Source organism: Cellulomonas cellasea, from assembly GCF_006538745.1.
Classification (GTDB): Bacteria; Actinomycetota; Actinomycetes; order Actinomycetales; family Cellulomonadaceae; genus Cellulomonas_A; species Cellulomonas_A cellasea.
In genome coordinates, this window is sequence record NZ_BJLR01000009.1 from 281,566 (window position 1) to 300,230 (window position 18,665).

Below are 18,665 nucleotides of genomic sequence, written 5' to 3' on the forward strand. Positions count from 1 at the left end.
GACCCGCTCGGAGCCACCGCCGCCTCGCGGGCCCGGGTGCCCCCACTCGCAGGCGCCGGGCGCCCCCGCTCAGGCTTCGACGCCAGGCGCCAGGTCGTACGTGACCCACGGCGTCGCCGTCGCGTGCTGGTCGTACAGCGCGCGGGCCCGTGCGTTGTCGGCGGCGGTGATCCAGCGCACGACCGTGAGCCCCTCCGCGGCGGCGTACCGCTGCACGTGCTCGAGGATCGCGGTGCCGACGCCCTCGCGCCGGCGGTCCGGGTGCGTGACGAGGTCGTCGAGGTAGAGCCCGGTGGACGCGGCGAGCGGCCGGGCGAACCGGCGCACGTGCGCGAGCCCGCCGAGCCGGTCGTCGGTGTCGGCGGCGACCCAGGCCTCGACCTCGTGCGCCGGGTCCAGCGCCCAGGACCACACGGTGTCGAGCGCGGACTCGTCGTCGGGCATCTCATAGAACTCCCGGTACGCGCGGTACAGCGCGCGCCACGCCTGCTCGTCGGCCGGCGTCACCCGGCGGACCGTCCACGTGCTCATCCCCACACGAGCCCCTGCGCCGGGTCCTCGAGCACCTTCGCGACGTCCGAGAGCACGCGCGCACCGAGCCCGCCGTCGACGAGCCGGTGGTCGAAGCTCAGGGCGAGCTGCGTGACGTGCCGGACGCGGATCTTGCCCTTGTGCACCCACGGCTGCTCGCGGATCGCACCGAACGCCAGTATCGCCGCCTCGCCCGGGTTGAGGATCGGGGTGCCGGTGTCGATCCCGAAGACCCCGACGTTCGTGATCGTGATCGTCCCGTCGCTCATGTCCGACGGGGTGGTCTTCCCGGCGCGCGCGGTCGCGGTGAGCTCGGCGATCCCGACGGCGAGCTCCTTGAGCCCCATGCGGTGCGCGTCCTTGATGTTCGGCACCACGAGCCCGCGCGGCGTCGCAGCGGCGATGCCGAGGTGCACGTAGTGCTTGTAGACGATCTCCTGCGCCGCGTCGTCCCAGCTCGCGTTGATCTCGGGGTGCCGGTCGACCGCCAGGATCAGGGCCTTCGCCGCGACGAGCAGCGGCGTGACGCGCACGTCGGTGAACTCGCGGTCCTCGCGCAGGCGGGCGACGAGCTTCATGGTGCGCGTGACGTCGACCGTGTGGAACACCGTGACGTGCGGCGCCGTGAACGCGCTCGCCACCATCGCCTCGGCGGTCCGCTTGCGCACCGACTTGACCGGCACGCGCGTCTGGCGGCCGTCGTGCGAGACGGTGCCCTGCGCGAGCCACGGCGCGTCGTCGCCGGCGTACGTCGCGAGAGCCTGCGGCTGGGCGCTCGCCTGGTAGGCGACGACGTCCTCGCGCGTGACGATGCCGCCCGGTCCCGTCGGGTTGACCGAGCCGAGGTCGATCCCGAGGTCGCGCGCGAGCTTGCGGACGGGCGGCTTGGCGAGGGCACGCTCGGACGCGGCGACCCGGGCGGCGGTCGCGCCGTTCGGTGCCGTGGGGGCGGGGGCGACCGGCGCGGTGCGGGTCGGCGCGGCCGGTGCCGGGCGCTGCGCGGACGCGGGGGGCGCCGCGGGAGCAGGGGTGGGGGCCGACGACGCGGCCGACGCCGAGGTCGCCGCAGGCGAGGCGGCGGGAGCGGCGGCGGGAGCGGGAGCGGCTGCGGCCACCGGAGCCGCCGGGGCGGCCGGCGCCGCGGCCGTCGCACGGGGACCGTCCGTCGGGCGGGCGGCACCCTGCGCGACGCGTGGGCGGCGGGCGCTCGACGCATCCGCGACGCCGTAGCCGACGAGCACGGCCTGCTTGCCCTCGGGCGCGGCGGCGTCGGCACCGGCGGCCGCGGCCCCGGCGTCGTCGGCCGGGACCGGCGCGGGCGCCGCAGCACCCGACGGGTCGACGTCGACGACGATGATCGGCGCCCCGACGTCCACGGTCGTCCCGGGCTGCACGAGGATGTCGACGACCACGCCCGCGTAGGGGCTCGGCAGCTCGACCAGGGACTTCGCGGTCTCGATCTCGACGATCGTCTGGTTGAGCTCGACGGTGTCGCCGACGGCGACGTGCCACTCGACGATCTCGGCCTCGGTCAGGCCCTCGCCGGCGTCGGGCAGGTGGAACGTCTGGTGCGTGGGCACGTCGGTCTCCTCAGGGACGCCGGGCGGTCAGAACGCGAGGGTGCGGTCGACGGCGTCGAGCACGCGATCGAGCCCGGGCAGGTACTCGTGCTCGAGCTTCGACACCGGGTACGGGCTGTGGAAGCCCCCGACCCGGAGCACGGGCGCCTCGAGGTGGTAGAAGCACTCCTCGGTGACCCGCGCCGCGACCTCGGCGCCGCTGCCGTAGAGCGTCGGCGCCTCGTGCACGACGACGCAGCGCCGGGTCCGGCGGACCGACTCGACGACGGTCGCGGTGTCGAGCGGGGAGATCGTGCGCAGGTCCACGACCTCGACGCTCGTGCCCTCGGCCTGCGCCGCGGCGGCGGCCTTGAGCGCGACGGCGACCGTCGGCCCGTAGGCGACGAGCGTCACGTCCGTCCCGGTCCGCACGACCTGCGCGCGGTCCAGGCCGGTGGGCGCCGACGCGTCGTGCGGCGCTGCCACCCCGGCGGCGAGGTCGACCTCGGCCTTGTCCCAGTACCGGCCCTTCGGCTCGAAGAACAGCACCGGGTCGGGCGACGCGATGGCCTGCTGGATCATCGTGAACGCGTCCGCCGGGTTCGACGGGCTGACGACCCGGAGCCCGGCGGTGTGCGCGAACAGCGCCTCGGGCGACTCGCTGTGGTGCTCGATCGCACCGATCCCGCCGCCGTACGGCACGCGGATGACGACGGGCAGGTTCAGCCGGCCGCGCGAGCGGTAGTGCATCTTCGCGAGCTGCGTCGTGATCTGGTCGAACGCCGGGAAGATGAACCCGTCGAACTGGATCTCGCACACCGGGCGGTAGCCGCGCAGCGCGAGCCCGATCGCCGTGCCGACGATCCCGGACTCCGCGAGCGGGGTGTCGACGACCCGGTCCTTGCCGAAGTCCTTCTGCAGCCCGTCGGTCACCCGGAACACGCCCCCGAGCGCCCCGATGTCCTCGCCCATGAGCAGCACCTTGGGGTCCTGCTCGAGCGCGCGGCGCAGCCCGACGTTGATCGCCTTCGCGAGCGAGATCTTCTGGACGTCGGCGCTCATCGCGCGCTCCCCTCGGCCGCACCGGTCACGAACGACGCCTCGTACCCCTCGAACCACGCACGCTCGGCGTCGACGACGGCGTGCGGGGTCGAGTACACGTGCTCGAACATGCTCGACGTCGGCGGCGCCGTGAACCCGTGCACCGTGCGCCGGACGTGCTCGCCGAGCGCGGCGGCCTCGGCGTCGACCTCGTCGAGGAACTCCTGCGGGAGCTCGTCGATCGCGGTCAGGTGCAGGCGCAGGCGGTCGATCGGGTCGCGCTGGCGCCAGTACTCCTCCTCCGCGGCGGAGCGGTACCGGGTCGGGTCGTCGGACGTCGTGTGCGCGCCCATCCGGTACGTGAACGCCTCGACGAGGGTCGGGCCGCCGCCGGACCGGGCGCGCTCGAGCGCCTGCAGGGTCACCGCGTACGACGCGAGCACGTCGTTGCCGTCGACCCGCACGCTCGGCACCCCGAACCCCTTGCCGCGGTCGGCGATCGGGACGCGCGCCTGGTGCGTCGTCGGCTCCGAGATGGCCCACTGGTTGTTCTGGCAGAACAGCACGAGCGGCGCGTTGTTGACCGCGGCGAACACGAGCGCCTCGTTGACGTCGCCCTGCGCGGTCGCGCCGTCCCCGAAGTAGGTGACGACGGCGGTGTCGCGCTCGGGGTCGCCGGTACCGACCGCGCCGTCGCGCTGGACGCCCATCGCGTACCCGGTCGCGTGCAGGGTGTGCGAGCCGATGACCAGCGTGTACAGGTGGAAGTTGTGCGCCTCGGTGTCCCAGCCGCCGTGGTCGATGCCGCGGAACTGCCGCAGGATGTCCGTCAGGTCCAGGCCCCGCACGTGCGCGACGCCGTGCTCGCGGTACGACGGGAACACGTAGTCCTGCGGGCGCAGCGCGCGGCCCGAGCCGACCTGCGCGGCTTCCTGCCCGAGGCTCTGGGCCCACAGGCCGAGCTCGCCCTGGCGCTGCAGCGCGGTCGCCTCCGAGTCGAACCGCCGCACGAGCACCATGTCGCGGTACATGCCGCGCAGGTCCTCGGGCGTGACGTGCGCGACGAGGGGGTCGTAGGTCGTGTCGTGGACGCGCGCCCCGGTGGGGGTCAGCAGCTGGACGAGTCCGTCATCCGTCAGAGGGCCGTTCGGGCTCACGCGGTGACTCCTTCGTGCGGGGCGAGACGGGGGCACGAGCGCTGGTCGTAGCAACCTACGTCAGCGTAGGCTACGTAACCGTAGGTTGGCGGGGGACCCCTCGACAACCGTCGCCGTGCCGGTTTGTCGGTATCCCACACCCCGGGGTGCCGGCCCGCACAGCGAAGAGGCGGGCACGTGCCACCGGAGATCCGGAGCGCGGGCCCGCCTCTCTCGTTCCCACGCGATCTCACCCCGCACGAGACGTGCGTCTCCCCCGGGTGCGCTCACGAGCCGCCCACCCGAGCCGATGACGAAGGTGCAGGATCCCGTGCGCCCCACCGGCGCGCGGGCGGACGACAAAGGCAAACCCGTCGCGAGGCGGGGACGCAAAGCCATGGGACCCCCGCGGTCAGCCAGGCCACCGAACCACGGAGCACACGTGCACATCAGCCCTGCCGGCTCGCCGTCGGCACGTCGACCGCGCACACCCGGACGCGCCGCGCCCGACGCGCTCACCGCCCGGTCGAGCGTCCGGACGCCCGCCCGTCGAGCCCTGCGCGCGCTCGCGACCCTCCTGCTGGCCCCGGCGCTCGTCGCGACCGCCCTGACGTCCGCACCCGCCGCCGGGCACCCGGACGGCGTCGCTGCAGCCACCGCGACCACCGCGACCACCGGGGCGTCCCCGGCGGGCACGGCGTCACGGTCGGCCCGGACGGCTGGCGCACTCGGTGATGCCGCAATCAGCACCCGGCTCACGGGTGCGCTCCCCGACCCGCTCACCGGTGGCCAGGTGCCGGACGCGATCGAGCCTCCGGCCGACGCCGCCTCGCTGCTCCACGCGGTGTCGTCGGGCCCGGGCGCGCCTGGCGGCGCGCCTGCGACGTCCGCCGCGTCGCTCCCGTCGGCGCTGGCGGCGCTCTCGCCCACCGTCACGGGGTCGACGGCCCTCGGCGTCCCAGCCGCCGGAGTCCCCCGCGCCGCGGACCTCGTCCGCACGACCGTCCGACCGGTCGGCGGCCCCGACCCGTCGCTCGTCTCGCTCGAGGGCCGCACCCGGGTGAGCCCGCGGACCGCCGACCTCCGCCAGGCGATCCCGCCGACGAGCTCGGTCACGCGCCCGACCCCCACCGCCAAGCCCCGCCCGACCCCGACGCCGTCCGCCACACCGACGCCGTCGGTCACGCCCACCCCGTCGGCCACCCCGACACCGTCTGCCGGCCCCACACCGACGACCAGCCCGAAGCCGACGGCAACCCCCACGGCAGCCCCGACGTCGGCGCCCGTCATCAAGCCGACCGCGACCCCGACGCAGTCGTCCACCCCGACGCCCGCGACCAGCCCGTCGGCGACCCCCGGCCCGACCGCCACCGCGAAGCCGACCGCCTCCGCGACCACGTCCCCGTCGGCGACGCCCACGCCGACGACCACCCCGAGGCCGACGGTGACGCCCACGGCCGCCCCGACGGCGACGCCGTCCATCTCGGCGACACCGACGGCCGGCCCCCAGCCGACCGCCACGCCGACCTCCACGGCGTCGGCCACCCCGAGGCCGTCCACGACCGCGACGCCCACGGCGAACCCGAGCCCGTCGGCGAGCCCGAGCCCGTCGGCGAGCCCGAACCCGGCGCCCAGCCCCAGCCCGAGCCCGTCACCCAGCCCCAGCCCCAGCCCGTCACCCAGCCCCAGCCCGTCACCCAGCCCCAGCCCGTCACCCAGCCCGAGCCCGTCGGCGAGCCCGAGCCCCTCGGCGAGTCCCAGCCCGACCGCCACCGCGACGCCGACGGCCTCCCCGACCGCCACCCCCACCCCGGCGACGACCGCGAACCCGACGGCCAGCCCGTCCCCGACGACCACCCCGACGAGCACCCCGAGGCCGACCGCCACGTCGACTCCCACGGCGACCCCGACCCCGTCAGCCACCCCCAAGCTCACCGCGACACCGACACCTACCGCGTCGGCCACCGCCTCCCCCACGCCCACACAGACGCCGACCCCGTCGGCCACGCCCACGCCCACCGCGACCACCAGCCCCACCCCGACGCCCGCACCCGTGCCGCCGCCCACGGAGCCCGCCCCGACCCCGAGCACCGGCCCGGCGCTGACCCCCACCCCGGCCCCGGTCCTGACCGCGTCGCAGCAGCTCACGCCCGCGGAGGGCCTGCTGTTCGGCGCGTTCGCGGGGACGCGTGACGCGCCGGACGCCGACACCGCGCTGCGCGACCTCGAGAGCACGATCGGCCGCAAGCTCGACCTGCACCGCTGGTATGCCATCTGGGACGACCCCATGCCCCCGGTGTCGGTGCGGCAGTCGGTCGAGCGCGGCCGCACCCCGGTCCTGTCGATCCTGCCCAAGCTCCGCGACGGCTCGAAGCTGCCGTGGGCCGAGGTCGCGAGCGGCGTGCACGACGCGCGGATCCGCGAGCAGGCGGCCGGGGTCCGGTCGCTCGAGGTCCCGCTGTTCCTCGTCTTCCACCACGAGCCCGACTACTCCCCCGAGTACGGCTCGCCGGCCGACTACCGCGCCGCGTACCGGCACTACGTCGAGGTGTTCCGCACCGAGGGCGTGACGAACGTCGCGTGGACGTGGGTCATGACACCGGCGGCGTTCAACAACCCGCCGACGACCCCGACGAAGGTCGGCGCCGACGCCCTCTACCCCGGGGACGACGTCGTCGACTGGGCGGCGCTCGACCCGTACAACTGGAACGGCTGCGCGGCGAACGTCCCGCAGCGGTGGCGCACGATGGCCGAGATCGCGACCCCGTTCCGCACGTGGGGCGTCGCGCACGGCAAGCCGCTCATGCTCGCCGAGTGGAACTCGTTCGAGGACGCCCTGGACCCCGAGCGCAAGGCGGCCTGGTACCGGGAGACCATGTCGACGCTCGCCTCGTGGCCCGAGGTCAAGGCGGTCGCGGTGTTCAACACGACCGGCACCTGCGACTGGTGGATCACGTCCTCGCCGCGGTCCGTCGCAGGCTTCGTCGACGCGGGCGCGCGCCCCTCGGCGCACGGGCGGGCCTCCGCGTGGCTCGAGCCGTCGGCGGTGACCGGCCCGTCGCCGCTGACGGTGACGTTCGACGCGTCGCGCAGCACCGGGAGCGGGCACGCGAACGGGACCGGCGTGACGCGCTGGACCCTCGACTTCGGGGACGGCACGTCGACGAGCGGTGCGGGTCAGCCGCCCGCGGCCGTCCCGCACACCTACGCCGCCGGGTCGTTCCGGGCCGTCCTGACGGTGACGGACGCCGCGGGCACGACGAACGTCGACCGGCACACGATCACGTCGGCGGCCGCACCGAAGGCGTCGACCGCGGTCCGGAACGTCACGACGACCTCGCTCGAGCTCAACGCCTGGGTCGAGACCGGCGGGATCGTCGGGCACGCCCAGATGGAGTGGGGCCCGACGACCGCCTACGGCAGCACGAGCCCCGTGATGGACCTCGCCGCCGTGGTCACCAAGACGAACGTCGCCGTCACGGTCGCGAACCTGCAGCCGGGCACGACGTACTACTGGCGCCTGACCGTGACGACCGCCGTGGGCACGACGGTGCTGGACCTGACGACGTACACCGCGGGACCCCCGACGACCACGTGGGCGGGCGCGACGCTGATCACGACCGGGTCGGCCGAGCCGTACGCCGGCGTGCACCCGCACCGGGCCGCGACCTCCGCGTACCTCGAGTGGGGCCCGACCGCGGCGCTCGGTCAGGTCACGCCGACGCAGGAGCTCACAGCGCTCACGTACGAGAAGACGCTGCGGTACCCGCTGACCGGGCTCGCGCGCGGGACGACGTACTGGTTCCGGGTCGTCGCGACGAACGAGCACGGCACGCTCGTCGGCCCGACGAAGACGTTCCGGACGGCGCCCTGACGCGACCGGCGCGGCGGAGCGACCGCCGCGGGCACACCCGAGCCTCGGGCGCGGCGTCGGCGCGACGCCCGTCAGCCGGCCGTCGTCGGGCCCCGTCCGCGGCGCGGCGCGGCGGCGTCAGCCCGCGAAGGTGACGTCCGCCGTGTCGACGACCCCGCCCGAGCGCCCGGGGGCCGACTGGAAGCGCCAGTACAGGTTGGTGTGCGCGATGACCTGCGCGGGCGGCGGCGCACCCCACTCGCTCTGGTCGTCGGTCGTGTGCGCGTCGCCGACGAGCGTCACGTCGTACCCGCGGGTGAGCGCCCCGTGGATGGTCGAGCGGATGCAGGCGTCGGTCTGCGCACCCGCGACGACGAGCCGCCCGACGCGCGCGGCGGCGAGCACCTCCTCGAGCTGCGTGCCCTCGAACGAGTCGCCGTAGAGCTTGTGCACGAGCGGCTCCGCCTCGTCGCGCACGAGCTCCGGCACGTACTCCCAGGACTCGCTCCCGAGGGCCAGCTCCTCGTCGGAGTGCTGGACCCAGACGACGGGGACGCCCTCGTCACGGGCCTTGTCGACGAGCGTGGCGATCCGCCCGACGACCGCGTCGCGCTCGTGCGCCTCCGCGACGACGCCCTTCTGGACGTCGATGACGACCAGGGCGGTGCCCGGCCGGTCGGTGAACGTGGTCATGGCATCTCCTCGGACGCGCGCCTGTGGTCGCCCCCCCACGGTAGGACCGGCCACCGACACGCCCCCGCCCCGGTCCGTGCCAGGCCGGCGCCGTCCGGCGCACCAGGGTCCGGTCCGGTCCGGGATCGGCTCCGACCAGGAGCGCGCGCCTCCTGCGGTGGAAGCACGCCGCTCCGTCCACCCCTCCCCCGCGGACTCCGGTCAGCCCACCGACGTCTCGAGCTCGACCGTGACCTGCCCGAACGCCCGCGCGAAGTCGAGCACGGCCACCTCGTCGGTGATCTCCGGCCGGCGCACGCGCCACCGCGCGGGAGCGCCGGGCACCCGCACGCAGTCGACGACCCACAGGTCCGGCCCCTCGCTGTCCGCCCGCACCCGCCAGCGCCGCACCGCGTGCCACGGCAGCAGCACCGAGTCCGTCGGCCCGAGCCCTCGCGGGCGCCCCTCGAGCAGCCAGCCGGGCACCCGCAATCCCTGCGCGTCGGCCGTCAGGCACACCAGCTCGGGCGGCGCCTGCCGCAGCCGGCGCCGGTTGATCGGGCCCGGACGCAGGGCGACCCGCAGCTCGGGAGACCGGCCGGCCGCGTCGAGCGGGCCGAGCACGCGTCGCCTCGACTCGCGGACGAGGTGCCGCTCGTGGGGCGTCAGCGTCTGCCGGCCGACGATCGCCACGGCCGCGAGCGCAGCCGCCACCACGAGGACGGTCGCGGCCAGGGACCCGCCCGGCCGCAGCCGCATCGCCAGCGCCGTGCCGACGGCCGCGAGGAGGAGCACGAGCAGCCCGCCGGCCGTCGAGACGAGCGCGAGCCGGACGCGGAGCGCGCGCGGGAGCGTCCCCAGCGCGTACTCAGCCTCCACCGCCCCAGCGTAGGGACGGGTCGGCGGCGACCACATCGGCCGTCCGGGGGCCGTCGGAGGGCCGTCCGGGGGCCGTCAGCGCCGGAACGACTCCGTGACCTCGAGCAGCACCGCGGTCGCCTCGGGCTCGCCGACGCTGACCCGCACCCCGTCGCCCGCGAAGGGCCGCACGAGCACGCCGGCCCGCGTCGCCTCCTGCGCGAACGCCGCAGCGCGCTCCCCGAGCGGCAGCCACACGAAGTTCGCCTCGCTGTCGGGGACGGTCCAGCCCTGCACGCGCAGGCCGGCGAGCATGCGGGCACGCTCCTGCACGACGGTCTCGACGCGCTCCAGGAGCTCGTCCTTCGCGCGCAGCGACGCGAGCGCCGCCATCTGCCCGACGTGGGACACCCCGAACGGCGTCGACGCGGCCCGGATGCCCGCGGCGAGCCGGGGGCGCGCGACGGCGAACCCGACGCGCAGGCCCGCGAGCCCGTACGCCTTGGAGAACGTGCGCAGCACCACGACGTTCGGGTGCTTCGCGAGGACCGCGAGCGCGTCGGGCACGTCGGGGTCGCGCACGAACTCGACGTAGGCCTCGTCGAGCACGACGAGCACGTTGCCCGGGACCTGCTCGAGCAGGTGCCTGAGCTCGTCGGCGCGCACCGCCGGGCCCGTCGGGTTGTTCGGGGTGCAGACGAGGACGGCGCGGGTGCGCGGCGTGACGGCCGCGGCCATCGCGGGCAGGTCGAGCCGGCCGTCGGCGCGCACGGGGACCGGGACTCCCTCGGCGTGCGCGAGCGCGACGGCGATCGGGTACGCCTCGAACGACCGCCACGGGTAGACGACCTCGTCCTTCGCGTTCACGACGGCGTTGAGGACGTGGTTGAGCACCGCGACCGAGCCGGTGCCCGTGACGACCTGGGCGGGGTCGACGCCCAGGTCGGCGGCGATGGCCTCGGTGAGCTCGGTCGCGTACATGTCGGGGTACCGGTTGACGTCCTGCGCGGCGTCGCAGATCGCGGCGACGACCGACGCGAGCGGCGGGAACGGGTTCTCGTTGGACGAGAGCTTGAACGCGGCCGCGCCGACCGGCACGCGCGCACCGGGGACGTACGCGGGGAGGTGGGCGACGGCGGGACGGAGCGGGACCTGGGTCACGGTGCCCAGCATGCCAGCAGGCGCCGACGCACCTCCGTGCAGGCCCGGCCGGGTTACCGTCCTGCGCCCCCGCACGCGGTGGCAGGATCGCGACCATGGGTTTCGTGCTGCGGGTCCTCATCAACGGCGTCGCGATCTGGCTCGCGACGCTCGTGCTGTCCGGGCTGACGGTCGTCGGAGGTGACAGCACCGCCGAGCGCGCGGGGATCGTCCTGCTCGTGGCCCTGATCTTCGGGATCGTCAACGCGGTCGTGAAGCCGCTCGTGGCGTTCCTGTCCTTCCCGCTCTACATCCTGACGCTCGGGCTCTTCACGCTCGTGGTCAACGCCCTGATGCTCATGCTCACGGCGTGGATCACGGAGCGCGCCGACTGGGGCCTGCGGATCGACGACTTCTGGACCGCCCTGATCGGGGCGCTCGTCATCGCGGTCGTGAGCTTCGTGCTCAGCGTCGTGGTGCCGAAGAGCCGGGACTGACGCTCACGGACCACTCGCCCCGGCGGGGGCCGCTCGACGCCGGGCGTCGGCAGGCGGTTCCGGGTCACGGTGCAGCACGTTCGTCCCCTGGTACTCGGTGGTGGTCGCCGTCGTCGCTCCCGCGCCGTAGATCTGCGCGCGGGCCGACGCGTCCCAGTCCTGCAGCGACGGGTGGGCGGACGCCCGCTCCGCGATCCGCTCCGCCGACCGGACGTACACCTCGCTCCCGTGCGCGTCCATGACCCCTCGCGCCGCGAGGCGGTCGTCGACGTCGGGTGACTGCGCGAGCTCGACACGCACCGTGGTGCGGTGGGGCGCGTCCGGGTTCGGTGCCCCGTCGGTGATCGGCACGGGGTCGGTGGTGTGCTCGATGCTCAGCACCCGCACGTCGGGGGGTACGGCCATCCCCGCGATCGGAGACCCGGCGGTCAGGACGTGCGTGATGCTGTAGCGCGACCGCACGGCCGGGTCGGCCGCGACCTGCATCGCCGCCATCCCGCCCTGACTGTGCCCCGCGAGCATCACGGGCTCGCCGGGACGCACGCCGGCCTGGGCGAGCGCGCGGGCGACGAGCGCCGCGGACGCGGCAGCCTGCTCCGCCATGAGCCGGAGGTTCGACGGGTGGTTGAGCGGGTTGGACGTCACAAGCCGGTGGTCCTCCGTCCCGGGGATCGCGACGACCCAGGACCGCGTGCCGTCGGGGTGGTCGAGCCGGGTGACCGCGACGGTGCCGAGCGCGCCGTCGTAGCCGGTGTCCACGTCCCGCAGCACCGCGCCGATGCTGCGGGGAGCGGCGTGGGCGGTGGGGAGCCCGGCACCGACCAGGGGCACGACGATCGGTGGCGGCGCGGGCGCGACGCCGAGCCGCTGCGCGAGCGACGGGAGGAGGGGCCTGACGCGCACCTCCCCGGTGCCGAGGTGGCGGGCCAGCGGGGCGACCGCCTCGCCGACGGGTGCCCGGACCGGGAGCTGCAGACCCGGCTGCAGCGCCCGCAGGAACGTCGCGGCGCCGTGGAGCATCGCCTCCGCCGCGCCCGAGCGCACGAGGTCGGCGGGCCCGACCCACCGTCCCGTCGCCCGGTGCACCGCACCCTCGAGGAGCAGCCCGCCGGCGAGGCCGCCGACGACCACGTGACCGGCGAGGAACCGCAGCGGGGTCTCGGCCAGGAGCGTCGCCCCCACCGCGGTGAGCCCCCGCACGAGGCGCTCGGCGCCGTGCTCCGCGGCGGCGTACGTCTCGGCGGTCCGGTCGAGCGCTCGGGCGAGGTCCCGCACGCGGACGGCCGTCGCCGCCGTGGTCGTCGGTCCGCGCCGCAGCGGTGCGAGCGCCACGCGGGCGTGCTGGCCCGCCGTGAGCGCGTCGGCACCCGCCCAGGTCACGCGCTCGGCGGTCGCGAGGGTCGCGGTGGCGTCGTCGAGCAGGTCGGCCGCGGCCCGGAGCTCGAGCGCGGCGCGCCGCAGGTCCTCGAGCCGGGCCGCCGTCCCGCCGCGGCCGCCCGAGACGCGGATGCCGGCAGGGTCCGCCGCGCAGCCGGGCGCCCGCGCGCCCCGCTCCGCGACGGTCACGACGCCCCGCCGGGCACACCGGCCGCGGCCCGCGCGAGCCCGATCGCGTGCAGCGCCGCCGCGCGGTCGGCCGCCCGGACGTCCTCGAGCGCGGCCTCGACGAGCGCGGCGGTCGCGAGCACCTGGCGGTGGGCCTCGTCGAGCGCCTCGCGGTACCGCGTCGCGGCGTCCGAGACCCAGTCGACGTGCTGCGCGGCGACGAGCCGGCGCGCGGCGTCGTGCACCGTCCCGGCCGCGCGCGCCACGAACGGCGCGACGGCCCCCGCTCCGCCGCCGGTCCACCCGGCCGGCGGCCCGCCGCTCCACCCGCTCCCGCCCCATGCCTCTGCCATGCGCGGGACGCTAGGTCGACGCGGCCGGACGCTCCCGCTCCCCCTCCCGCCGACCGCGAGGGATCGCCGCGCGGAAAGGCTGGGGGTGGCTGACGCGCTCCCCGGTTACCCTCGGCCGGTGTCCCGTCCCTCGGCGCCGCTCGGCGTCCTCGCCGTCGTCGTCGGCTCGTTGCTCTTCGCGGTCAACGGCACCGTCGCCAAGATCGCCATGCAGGCCGGCCTCAGCCCGACGCGGCTCGTCGAGATCCGGTCGCTCGGCTCCGCGGTCGTGCTCGTCGCCGCGGCGCTGCTCCTCTCGCGCGGGTCGCTGCGGCTGCGCGGCCGGGAGCTCGCGGTCATGGCGGTGCTCGGCGTCGTCGGCGTGGCGCTCGTGCAGTGGTTCTACCTCGTGGCGATCTCCCGGCTGCCCGTCGGGCTCGCGCTGCTCATCGAGTACACCGCTCCCCTGCTCGTCGCGCTGTGGGCGCGGTTCGTGCTGCACGAGCAGGTGCGGGCGCGCGTGTGGTGGGCGCTCGCGGCGTGCCTGGGCGGGCTCGCGCTCGTCGCGCAGGTCGGCGACGGCGTCGTGCTCGACGTGCTCGGGCTGCTCGCCGCCGTCGGCGCCGCGGTGTCCCTCGCGTGCTACTACCTGCTCGGCGAGCGCCTGCTGTCGAAGCGCGACCCGCTCTCGACGCACGCGTGGTCGATGGGGTTCGCGGCGCTGTTCTGGATCGTGCTGCAGCCGCTGTGGACGTTCCCCGTCGGGACGCTCGGCGAGGCCGTCGCGCTGCCCGGTCCGCTCGCGGGCGCCGAGCCGCCGATGTGGCTGCTCGTCGCGTGGATCGTGCTGCTCGGCACCGTCACGCCGTACCTGCTCTTCCTGTGGGGCATCCGCATGCTCGGCGCGGCGCGGGCCGGGCTGCTCGGGATGACCGAGCCCGTGGCGGCGTCGGCGGCGGCGTGGCTCGTGCTCGGCGAGGCGATGACGGCGGTCCAGCTCCTCGGCGGCGCGGTCGTGCTCGGGGGAATCGTCCTGGCCGAGACGGCGCGCCCGCGGGCGGTCGAGGCGGACGCGCGCGAGGACGGCACGGTGCTGCCGGAGCACGTCGTCCCCTGACGCGCTCGACGTGCGGAAACCTGGGGCCGAGGTTGGATGGGGCTGTGACCAGGAACTTCGCCGCCGCCGCGGTCGCCGTCGGGCTCGGGATCGTGCTCGGGGGCTGCTCCGTGACCATCCCGACCGACCCCGACGGGACGCTCGACGAGCTGCGCGGCGGCGTCGTGCGCGCGGGCGCGTCGGTCAACCCGCCGTGGACCGACGCCGAGGCCGGTGCGCCGAGCGGCGCCGAGGTCGACCTCGTCGAGGACTTCGCCGAGACGCTCGACGCGCAGGTCGAGTGGACGGTCGCGGGCGAGGAGGAGCTCGTCGCCGAGATGGAGCGCGGCGAGCTCGACGTCCTCGTCGGCGGCCTCACCGCGACGTCCCCCTGGGCCGACAAGGTGGCGCTGACCTACCCCTACCTGACGACGACCGGGCCGGAGGGCGAGAAGGAGCTGCACGTGATGGCCGTCCCGTCCGGGGAGAACGCGCTCATGACCGCGCTCGAGCGGTTCCTGCTCGACCAGGAGGTGCAGCAGCCATGACGCGCTTCGGGCACACCGAGCTCCCCGACGAGCAGGAGCGGGCGCTGCGCCGGGCCGTGCGGCTCGCATGGCTGACGATCGGCTTCCTCGTGACCGCCGTGACGGTCGTGTACGTGACGATGGGCAGCTCGCAGGCGATGAAGGCGGCGTGGGCCGAGGACCTGCTCTCGTTCATCCCGCCGATCTCGTTCCTCGTCGCGACGCACCTCGCGAGCCGGCCGCCGAGCGACACGCACCCCTACGGCTTCCACCGGGCGGTCGGCGTCGGGCACGTCGTCGCGTCGACGGCGCTCGTCACGATGGGCGCGTTCCTCGTGTGGGACTCGGGGTCGGGGCTGCTCAAGGCCGAGCACCCGCCGGTCGGCACGATGGTCGTCCTCGGTCAGCCGGTGTGGTCGGGCTGGCTCATGATCGCGGCGATGGTCTACACCGGGATCCCGCCGGTGCTGCTCGGCCGGGCCAAGCTGCCGCTCGCGGAGAAGCTGCACGACCGCGTGCTGTTCGCCGACGCGGACATGAACAAGGCCGACTGGATGACCGCCGCGGGGGGGATCGTCGGGATCCTCGGCATCGGGGTCGGGCTGTGGTGGGCCGACGCGGTCGCGGCCCTGTTCATCTCGGGCAGCATCCTGCACGACGGGGTGCGGAACATGCGGGTCGCCGTCGCGGCACTCATGGACTCCCGCGCGATGACGGTCGACGGCAAGGACGAGCACCCGCTGATGGGCCAGGTCGACGCGGCGCTCGGCTCCCTCCCCTGGGTCGACGAGGTCGGCTCGCGCGTGCGCGACGAGGGGCACGTGTTCCACGTCGAGTCGTTCGTCGTGCCCGTCGAGGGCCACCAGGTGACGCTCGCCGAGCTGCGCGAGGCCCGGGAGCGCGCGATCCGGCTCGACTGGAAGGTGCAGGACATGGTCGTCGTGCCCGTCGAGGACCTGCCCGCGCGGTTCCTGCCCGGGCTGGGGGCCGCCCAGGACGACGACGCGCCGGCGGGCTCGCCGAAGGGCTGGGACGCGCCGGACCGCTCGCGGTAGGCGCACCACCCCGGAACGGCCGGAGGGCGCGCAGCCGTGGCCGCACGCCCTCCGGGTCGGGTTCAGCGCGTCAGCGCGTCGTCCACTGCTGGTTGGTCCCCGCGTTGCACGTCCACAGCACGACGCGCGTGCCGTTCGCGGTGCCCTTGGCGTTGACGTCGAGGCACAGGCCCGACTGCTGCGCCACGACCGAGCCGTTCGCGCCCCGCACGAACTTCTGGTTCGCCGCTCCGCTGCAGCCCCAGATGACGAGCGCGGTGCCCGCGGTCGTGCCGCCGTCCTTGGCGTCGAGGCACATCGTCCCGCCGAACGTGCGGAGCTCGCCCGCGGCCGTGAACGTCCACGCCTGGTTCGCGGCGCCGCTGCAGTCCCACACCTGGACGCCCGTGCCGTGCGCGGCGGAGTTCCCCGCGACGTCGAGGCAGCGGCCCGACTGCACGCCGACGAGCTGGACCGTCCCGGTCGGGGCCGGGCTCGGGGCGGCGGTCGGAGCCGTCGTCGGTGCCGCCGTCGGCGTCGGGGCCGGTACCGGGGCCACCGGGGGCGTCGTCCCGCCCGGGACCGTGATGTTCGGCCACGGCGCGGGGGCCATCCTGTCGCCGAGGAAGAACGACGGGTGCGGCGGCTGGTTGTACGCGGTGTTCTGCCAGGCCAGCGCCTCGCGGTAATGCAGGTCGTGCAGCAGCGTCGGGATGCGCAGGTCGGTCGGCGCCGACGTCGTGTAGATCCGCAGCGCCGTGTTGTCGGTCGTCGGCCAGATGATCTCCTCGCGCCAGTCGCCGAGGATGTCGCCCGAGAGCGAGGGCGTCTGCTTCGTGGAGTTGTTGGAGTGCACGCCCGACGCGGTGAGCAGGCGGGTGTCGCCGGTCGGCGTGTACTTGTCGACGCGCGTGCCGTCGACGAGCTCCCGGACCGCGTCGCCGTCCCACCACGCGAGGAAGTTGTGCGCCGACGGCTTACGGCCGACGTCCACGCCCTTCGTGTTCTTCAGCTGGCTCACGGCCGACGACCACGACTCGGCGCCCGGGCTGCCCGCCCAGACGTCCGCGGAGACGCCGCGGCCGTTGTCGGTGCCGCTCGGGGTCTGCCACAGGACCTGTCCGGTGCGCGCGTCGGCCAGGAAGGAGCCGGGCTTGACCTTGTCCTCGTCGACCTTGAACAGCTCGAGGCCCGGGCGCGACGGGTCGAGGTCGCCGACGTGCATCGCGTCGCCGTGGCCCATCCTCGTGTTCCACAGCGGCTTGCCGGTGTCGTCGACCGCCATCGCGCCGTAGACGATCTCGTCGCGCCCGTCGGCGTCGACGTCCGCGACCGAGAGGTTGTGGTTGCCCTGGCCGGCGTACCCGCTGTGGGCGTTCGAGTCGAACGTCCACCGCTTCGTGAGCTTCCCGTCGCGGAAGTCCCACGCCACGAGCACCGAGCGCGTGTAGTACCCGCGGGCCATCACGATCGAGGGCCGGGTGCCGTCGAGGTAGGCGGTCGCCGCGAGGAAGCGGTCGACGCGGTTGCCGTACGAGTCGCCCCACGACGAGACGGTGCCGCGCGGCGGCTCGTAGCTCGCGGTGGCCCGGGCGGCGCCGGTGCGGCCGTCGAAGACGGTGAGGTACTCGGGGCCGGTGAGGACGTAGCCGCCGGAGTTCCGGTGGTCGGCCGACGCGCTGCCGATCGTCGTGCCCTTGCCGTCGACCGTGCCGTCGGCCGTCTTCATGACCACCTCGGCGCGGCCGTCGCCGTCGTAGTCCCACACCTGGAACTGCGTGTAGTGCGCACCCGCCCGGATGTTCTTGCCCAGGTTGATCCGCCACAGGCGCGTGCCCTCGAGCGTGTACCCGTCGACGTAGACCGGGTCCGTGACGCCGGACTGCGAGTTGTCCTTCGCGTTCGCCGGGTCCCACTTGAGCACGATGTCGAGGTCGCCGTCCCCGTCGAGGTCGCCGACCGAGGCGTCGTTCGCGGCGTACTGCGACCCCGGCGGGCTGATCCTCACGTCGCGGTAGCCGGGGCCGAAGTCGAGCGCCGTCGAGGCCGCCTGCTCGGCGCCGTTCACGACCGCGCGGACGGTGTAGGTGCCGCCCGTCGAGCCGGCGTGCAGGTAGTTCGTCGCGCCCGTGACCGGGGACGACGTGACCCGCGTGCCGTCGCGGTAGACGTGGAACGCGACGTCCTTCGGGTCGGTGCCGAGCAGGCGCCAGGTCACGAGGGTGCCGCTGCCGGAGCGGACGCTCACGGCGCCGCGGCCGAGGTTCTCGAGCTGCTTCGGGCTTCCCGCGGCGGCCGCGGGGGCGGCGGCGGCGAGCGGGGCGAGCGCGCCAGCGACGAGCGCGGCGGCGAGGGCGACGGGCAGGGCCCTCGACAGGGGACGGCGTCGTCGCCGTGCCTGGTGTGGCAGGTGCGTCAGGGACATGGGTTCTCCTCCAGGCCGTCGGCCGGGCGGGGGCACGGCCGTGCGGGTGCCGGTGTCGGCGCGCACCGGGGACGGGTCACCTCCGCGGCGCCGACGTCCCCGCGGGCTGCGGGTGCGTCGTTGTACGACGATGCAGAAGGACGGTGCACGGCGACGTTAGGCGACCCCGGGGACGGCCGGGGACGGTTCCGGATGAGAGTGTTCTCGCCGTCGGGCTGGAGACGAGAGGCCACGCAGAGGGTCCAGCGGCACGCTTCACCGGCGCTCGCCACAGCCCGGGGCCCTGGGCCTGGCGGATCGGATCGGATCGGATCGGTGGACCGGCGTCGCTTGCCGACCAGGTGTATCGAGCCGGCGGGCCGGGCGGGCGGGCGGGCGTCGAGCTTGCCCCTCGCCTCCGGCCTCCATCCGACAGCCGA

15 protein-coding genes and 1 riboswitch are annotated in these 18,665 nt (G+C 75.3%); of the genes, 5 read left to right on the forward strand and 10 right to left on the reverse strand.

The features are described 5' to 3' along the window. Positions 1-69: 69 nt before the first annotated feature. Genes CCE01nite_RS04560 through pdhA form a run of 4 tightly spaced genes read right to left on the reverse strand, consistent with a single transcriptional unit; the run spans position 70 to position 4,288 of the window. Positions 70-531, reverse strand: a complete 462-nt coding sequence (locus tag CCE01nite_RS04560; RefSeq protein ID WP_034624788.1) for a GNAT family N-acetyltransferase — start codon at positions 529-531, stop codon at positions 70-72. Then, on the reverse strand, positions 528-2,111 hold the full coding sequence (locus CCE01nite_RS04565; RefSeq protein WP_141372012.1) for a dihydrolipoamide acetyltransferase family protein: 1,584 nt from the start codon (positions 2,109-2,111) through the stop codon (positions 528-530). Before CCE01nite_RS04565 ends, CCE01nite_RS04560 begins: the two co-directional genes overlap by 4 nt. 27 nt (positions 2,112-2,138) lie before the next feature. Next, positions 2,139-3,152 (reverse strand): alpha-ketoacid dehydrogenase subunit beta, encoded by a 1,014-nt coding sequence (locus CCE01nite_RS04570; protein WP_052104467.1) that lies wholly within the window; start codon positions 3,150-3,152, stop codon positions 2,139-2,141. Next, positions 3,149-4,288 (reverse strand): pyruvate dehydrogenase (acetyl-transferring) E1 component subunit alpha, encoded by a 1,140-nt coding sequence (gene pdhA / locus CCE01nite_RS04575; protein WP_034634685.1) that lies wholly within the window; start codon positions 4,286-4,288, stop codon positions 3,149-3,151. Before pdhA ends, CCE01nite_RS04570 begins: the two co-directional genes overlap by 4 nt. Before the next feature lie 333 nt (positions 4,289-4,621). Continuing rightward, positions 4,622-4,696: riboswitch (cyclic di-GMP riboswitch) on the forward strand. A gap of 1,624 nt (positions 4,697-6,320) precedes the next feature. Between pdhA and CCE01nite_RS04580 the strand changes: the two genes are divergently transcribed. Beyond that, positions 6,321-8,141, forward strand: coding sequence for a PKD domain-containing protein (locus CCE01nite_RS04580; RefSeq protein WP_052104466.1), 1,821 nt, complete (start codon positions 6,321-6,323; stop codon positions 8,139-8,141). A 117-nt stretch (positions 8,142-8,258) separates the two neighbouring features. Here CCE01nite_RS04580 and CCE01nite_RS04585 read toward each other — a convergent pair whose 3' ends face one another. The 3 genes from CCE01nite_RS04585 to hisC all read right to left on the reverse strand — a co-directional run bounded on the left by CCE01nite_RS04585 (position 8,259) and on the right by hisC (position 10,823). Then, positions 8,259-8,813 carry an isochorismatase family protein gene (locus tag CCE01nite_RS04585; RefSeq protein ID WP_034634682.1) on the reverse strand — a complete coding sequence of 185 codons (555 nt, stop codon included), beginning with the start codon at positions 8,811-8,813 and terminating at the stop codon, positions 8,259-8,261. A 201-nt stretch (positions 8,814-9,014) separates the two neighbouring features. Next, a complete protein-coding gene (locus CCE01nite_RS04590) occupies positions 9,015-9,671 on the reverse strand; it encodes a hypothetical protein (RefSeq protein ID WP_034634680.1) in 657 nt (218 codons plus the stop codon). A 75-nt stretch (positions 9,672-9,746) separates the two neighbouring features. Further along, a complete protein-coding gene (gene hisC / locus CCE01nite_RS04595; RefSeq protein ID WP_034634679.1) occupies positions 9,747-10,823 on the reverse strand; it encodes a histidinol-phosphate transaminase in 1,077 nt (358 codons plus the stop codon). A gap of 83 nt (positions 10,824-10,906) precedes the next feature. Here hisC and CCE01nite_RS04600 point away from each other — a divergent pair, with 83 nt between their 5' ends. Next, complete coding sequence (locus CCE01nite_RS04600) at positions 10,907-11,287, forward strand: phage holin family protein (RefSeq protein ID WP_034634677.1); 381 nt, start codon at positions 10,907-10,909, stop codon at positions 11,285-11,287. A gap of 3 nt (positions 11,288-11,290) precedes the next feature. Here the strand turns inward: CCE01nite_RS04600 and CCE01nite_RS04605 are convergent, their stop codons facing one another. Further along, complete coding sequence (locus CCE01nite_RS04605) at positions 11,291-12,853, reverse strand: alpha/beta hydrolase family protein (protein WP_141372013.1); 1,563 nt, start codon at positions 12,851-12,853, stop codon at positions 11,291-11,293. Continuing rightward, entirely contained in the window at positions 12,850-13,185 is a 336-nt protein-coding gene (locus CCE01nite_RS04610) for a hypothetical protein (RefSeq protein WP_141372014.1), read from the reverse strand. The genes CCE01nite_RS04605 and CCE01nite_RS04610 overlap by 4 nt, the downstream gene beginning before the upstream one ends. A 118-nt stretch (positions 13,186-13,303) precedes the next feature. On the opposite strand from CCE01nite_RS04610, the gene CCE01nite_RS04615 reads away from it, so the two are divergent. Genes CCE01nite_RS04615 through CCE01nite_RS04625 form a run of 3 tightly spaced genes read left to right on the forward strand, consistent with a single transcriptional unit; the run spans position 13,304 to position 15,842 of the window. Then, positions 13,304-14,281 (forward strand): EamA family transporter, encoded by a 978-nt coding sequence (locus CCE01nite_RS04615; protein WP_211254612.1) that lies wholly within the window; start codon positions 13,304-13,306, stop codon positions 14,279-14,281. Positions 14,282-14,325: 44 nt separating this feature from the next. Next, the gene (locus tag CCE01nite_RS04620) at positions 14,326-14,808 is read left to right on the forward strand and encodes a transporter substrate-binding domain-containing protein (RefSeq protein WP_034635069.1); all 483 of its coding nucleotides are present in this window, start codon (positions 14,326-14,328) and stop codon (positions 14,806-14,808) included. Next, positions 14,805-15,842, forward strand: a complete 1,038-nt coding sequence (locus tag CCE01nite_RS04625; RefSeq protein WP_084142987.1) for a cation efflux transmembrane domain-containing protein — start codon at positions 14,805-14,807, stop codon at positions 15,840-15,842. Before CCE01nite_RS04620 ends, CCE01nite_RS04625 begins: the two co-directional genes overlap by 4 nt. 70 nt (positions 15,843-15,912) lie before the next feature. On the opposite strand, the gene CCE01nite_RS04630 is transcribed toward CCE01nite_RS04625, so the two are convergent. Further along, positions 15,913-18,246, reverse strand: a complete 2,334-nt coding sequence (locus CCE01nite_RS04630; RefSeq protein ID WP_141372015.1) for a rhamnogalacturonan lyase family protein — start codon at positions 18,244-18,246, stop codon at positions 15,913-15,915. Positions 18,247-18,665: the final 419 nt, after the last annotated feature.

Coding starts and splice junctions, on each gene's coding strand:
- CCE01nite_RS04630 (WP_141372015.1), bottom strand. CDS start 18,246: ATGTCCCTGACGCACCTGCCACACCAGGCACGGCGACGACGCCGTCCC.
- CCE01nite_RS04560 (WP_034624788.1), bottom strand. CDS start 531: ATGAGCACGTGGACGGTCCGCCGGGTGACGCCGGCCGACGAGCAGGCG.
- CCE01nite_RS04585 (WP_034634682.1), bottom strand. CDS start 8,813: ATGACCACGTTCACCGACCGGCCGGGCACCGCCCTGGTCGTCATCGAC.
- CCE01nite_RS04625 (WP_084142987.1), top strand. CDS start 14,805: ATGACGCGCTTCGGGCACACCGAGCTCCCCGACGAGCAGGAGCGGGCG.
- CCE01nite_RS04570 (WP_052104467.1), bottom strand. CDS start 3,152: ATGAGCGCCGACGTCCAGAAGATCTCGCTCGCGAAGGCGATCAACGTC.
- CCE01nite_RS04610 (WP_141372014.1), bottom strand. CDS start 13,185: ATGGCAGAGGCATGGGGCGGGAGCGGGTGGAGCGGCGGGCCGCCGGCC.
- hisC (WP_034634679.1), bottom strand. CDS start 10,823: ATGCTGGGCACCGTGACCCAGGTCCCGCTCCGTCCCGCCGTCGCCCAC.
- CCE01nite_RS04600 (WP_034634677.1), top strand. CDS start 10,907: ATGGGTTTCGTGCTGCGGGTCCTCATCAACGGCGTCGCGATCTGGCTC.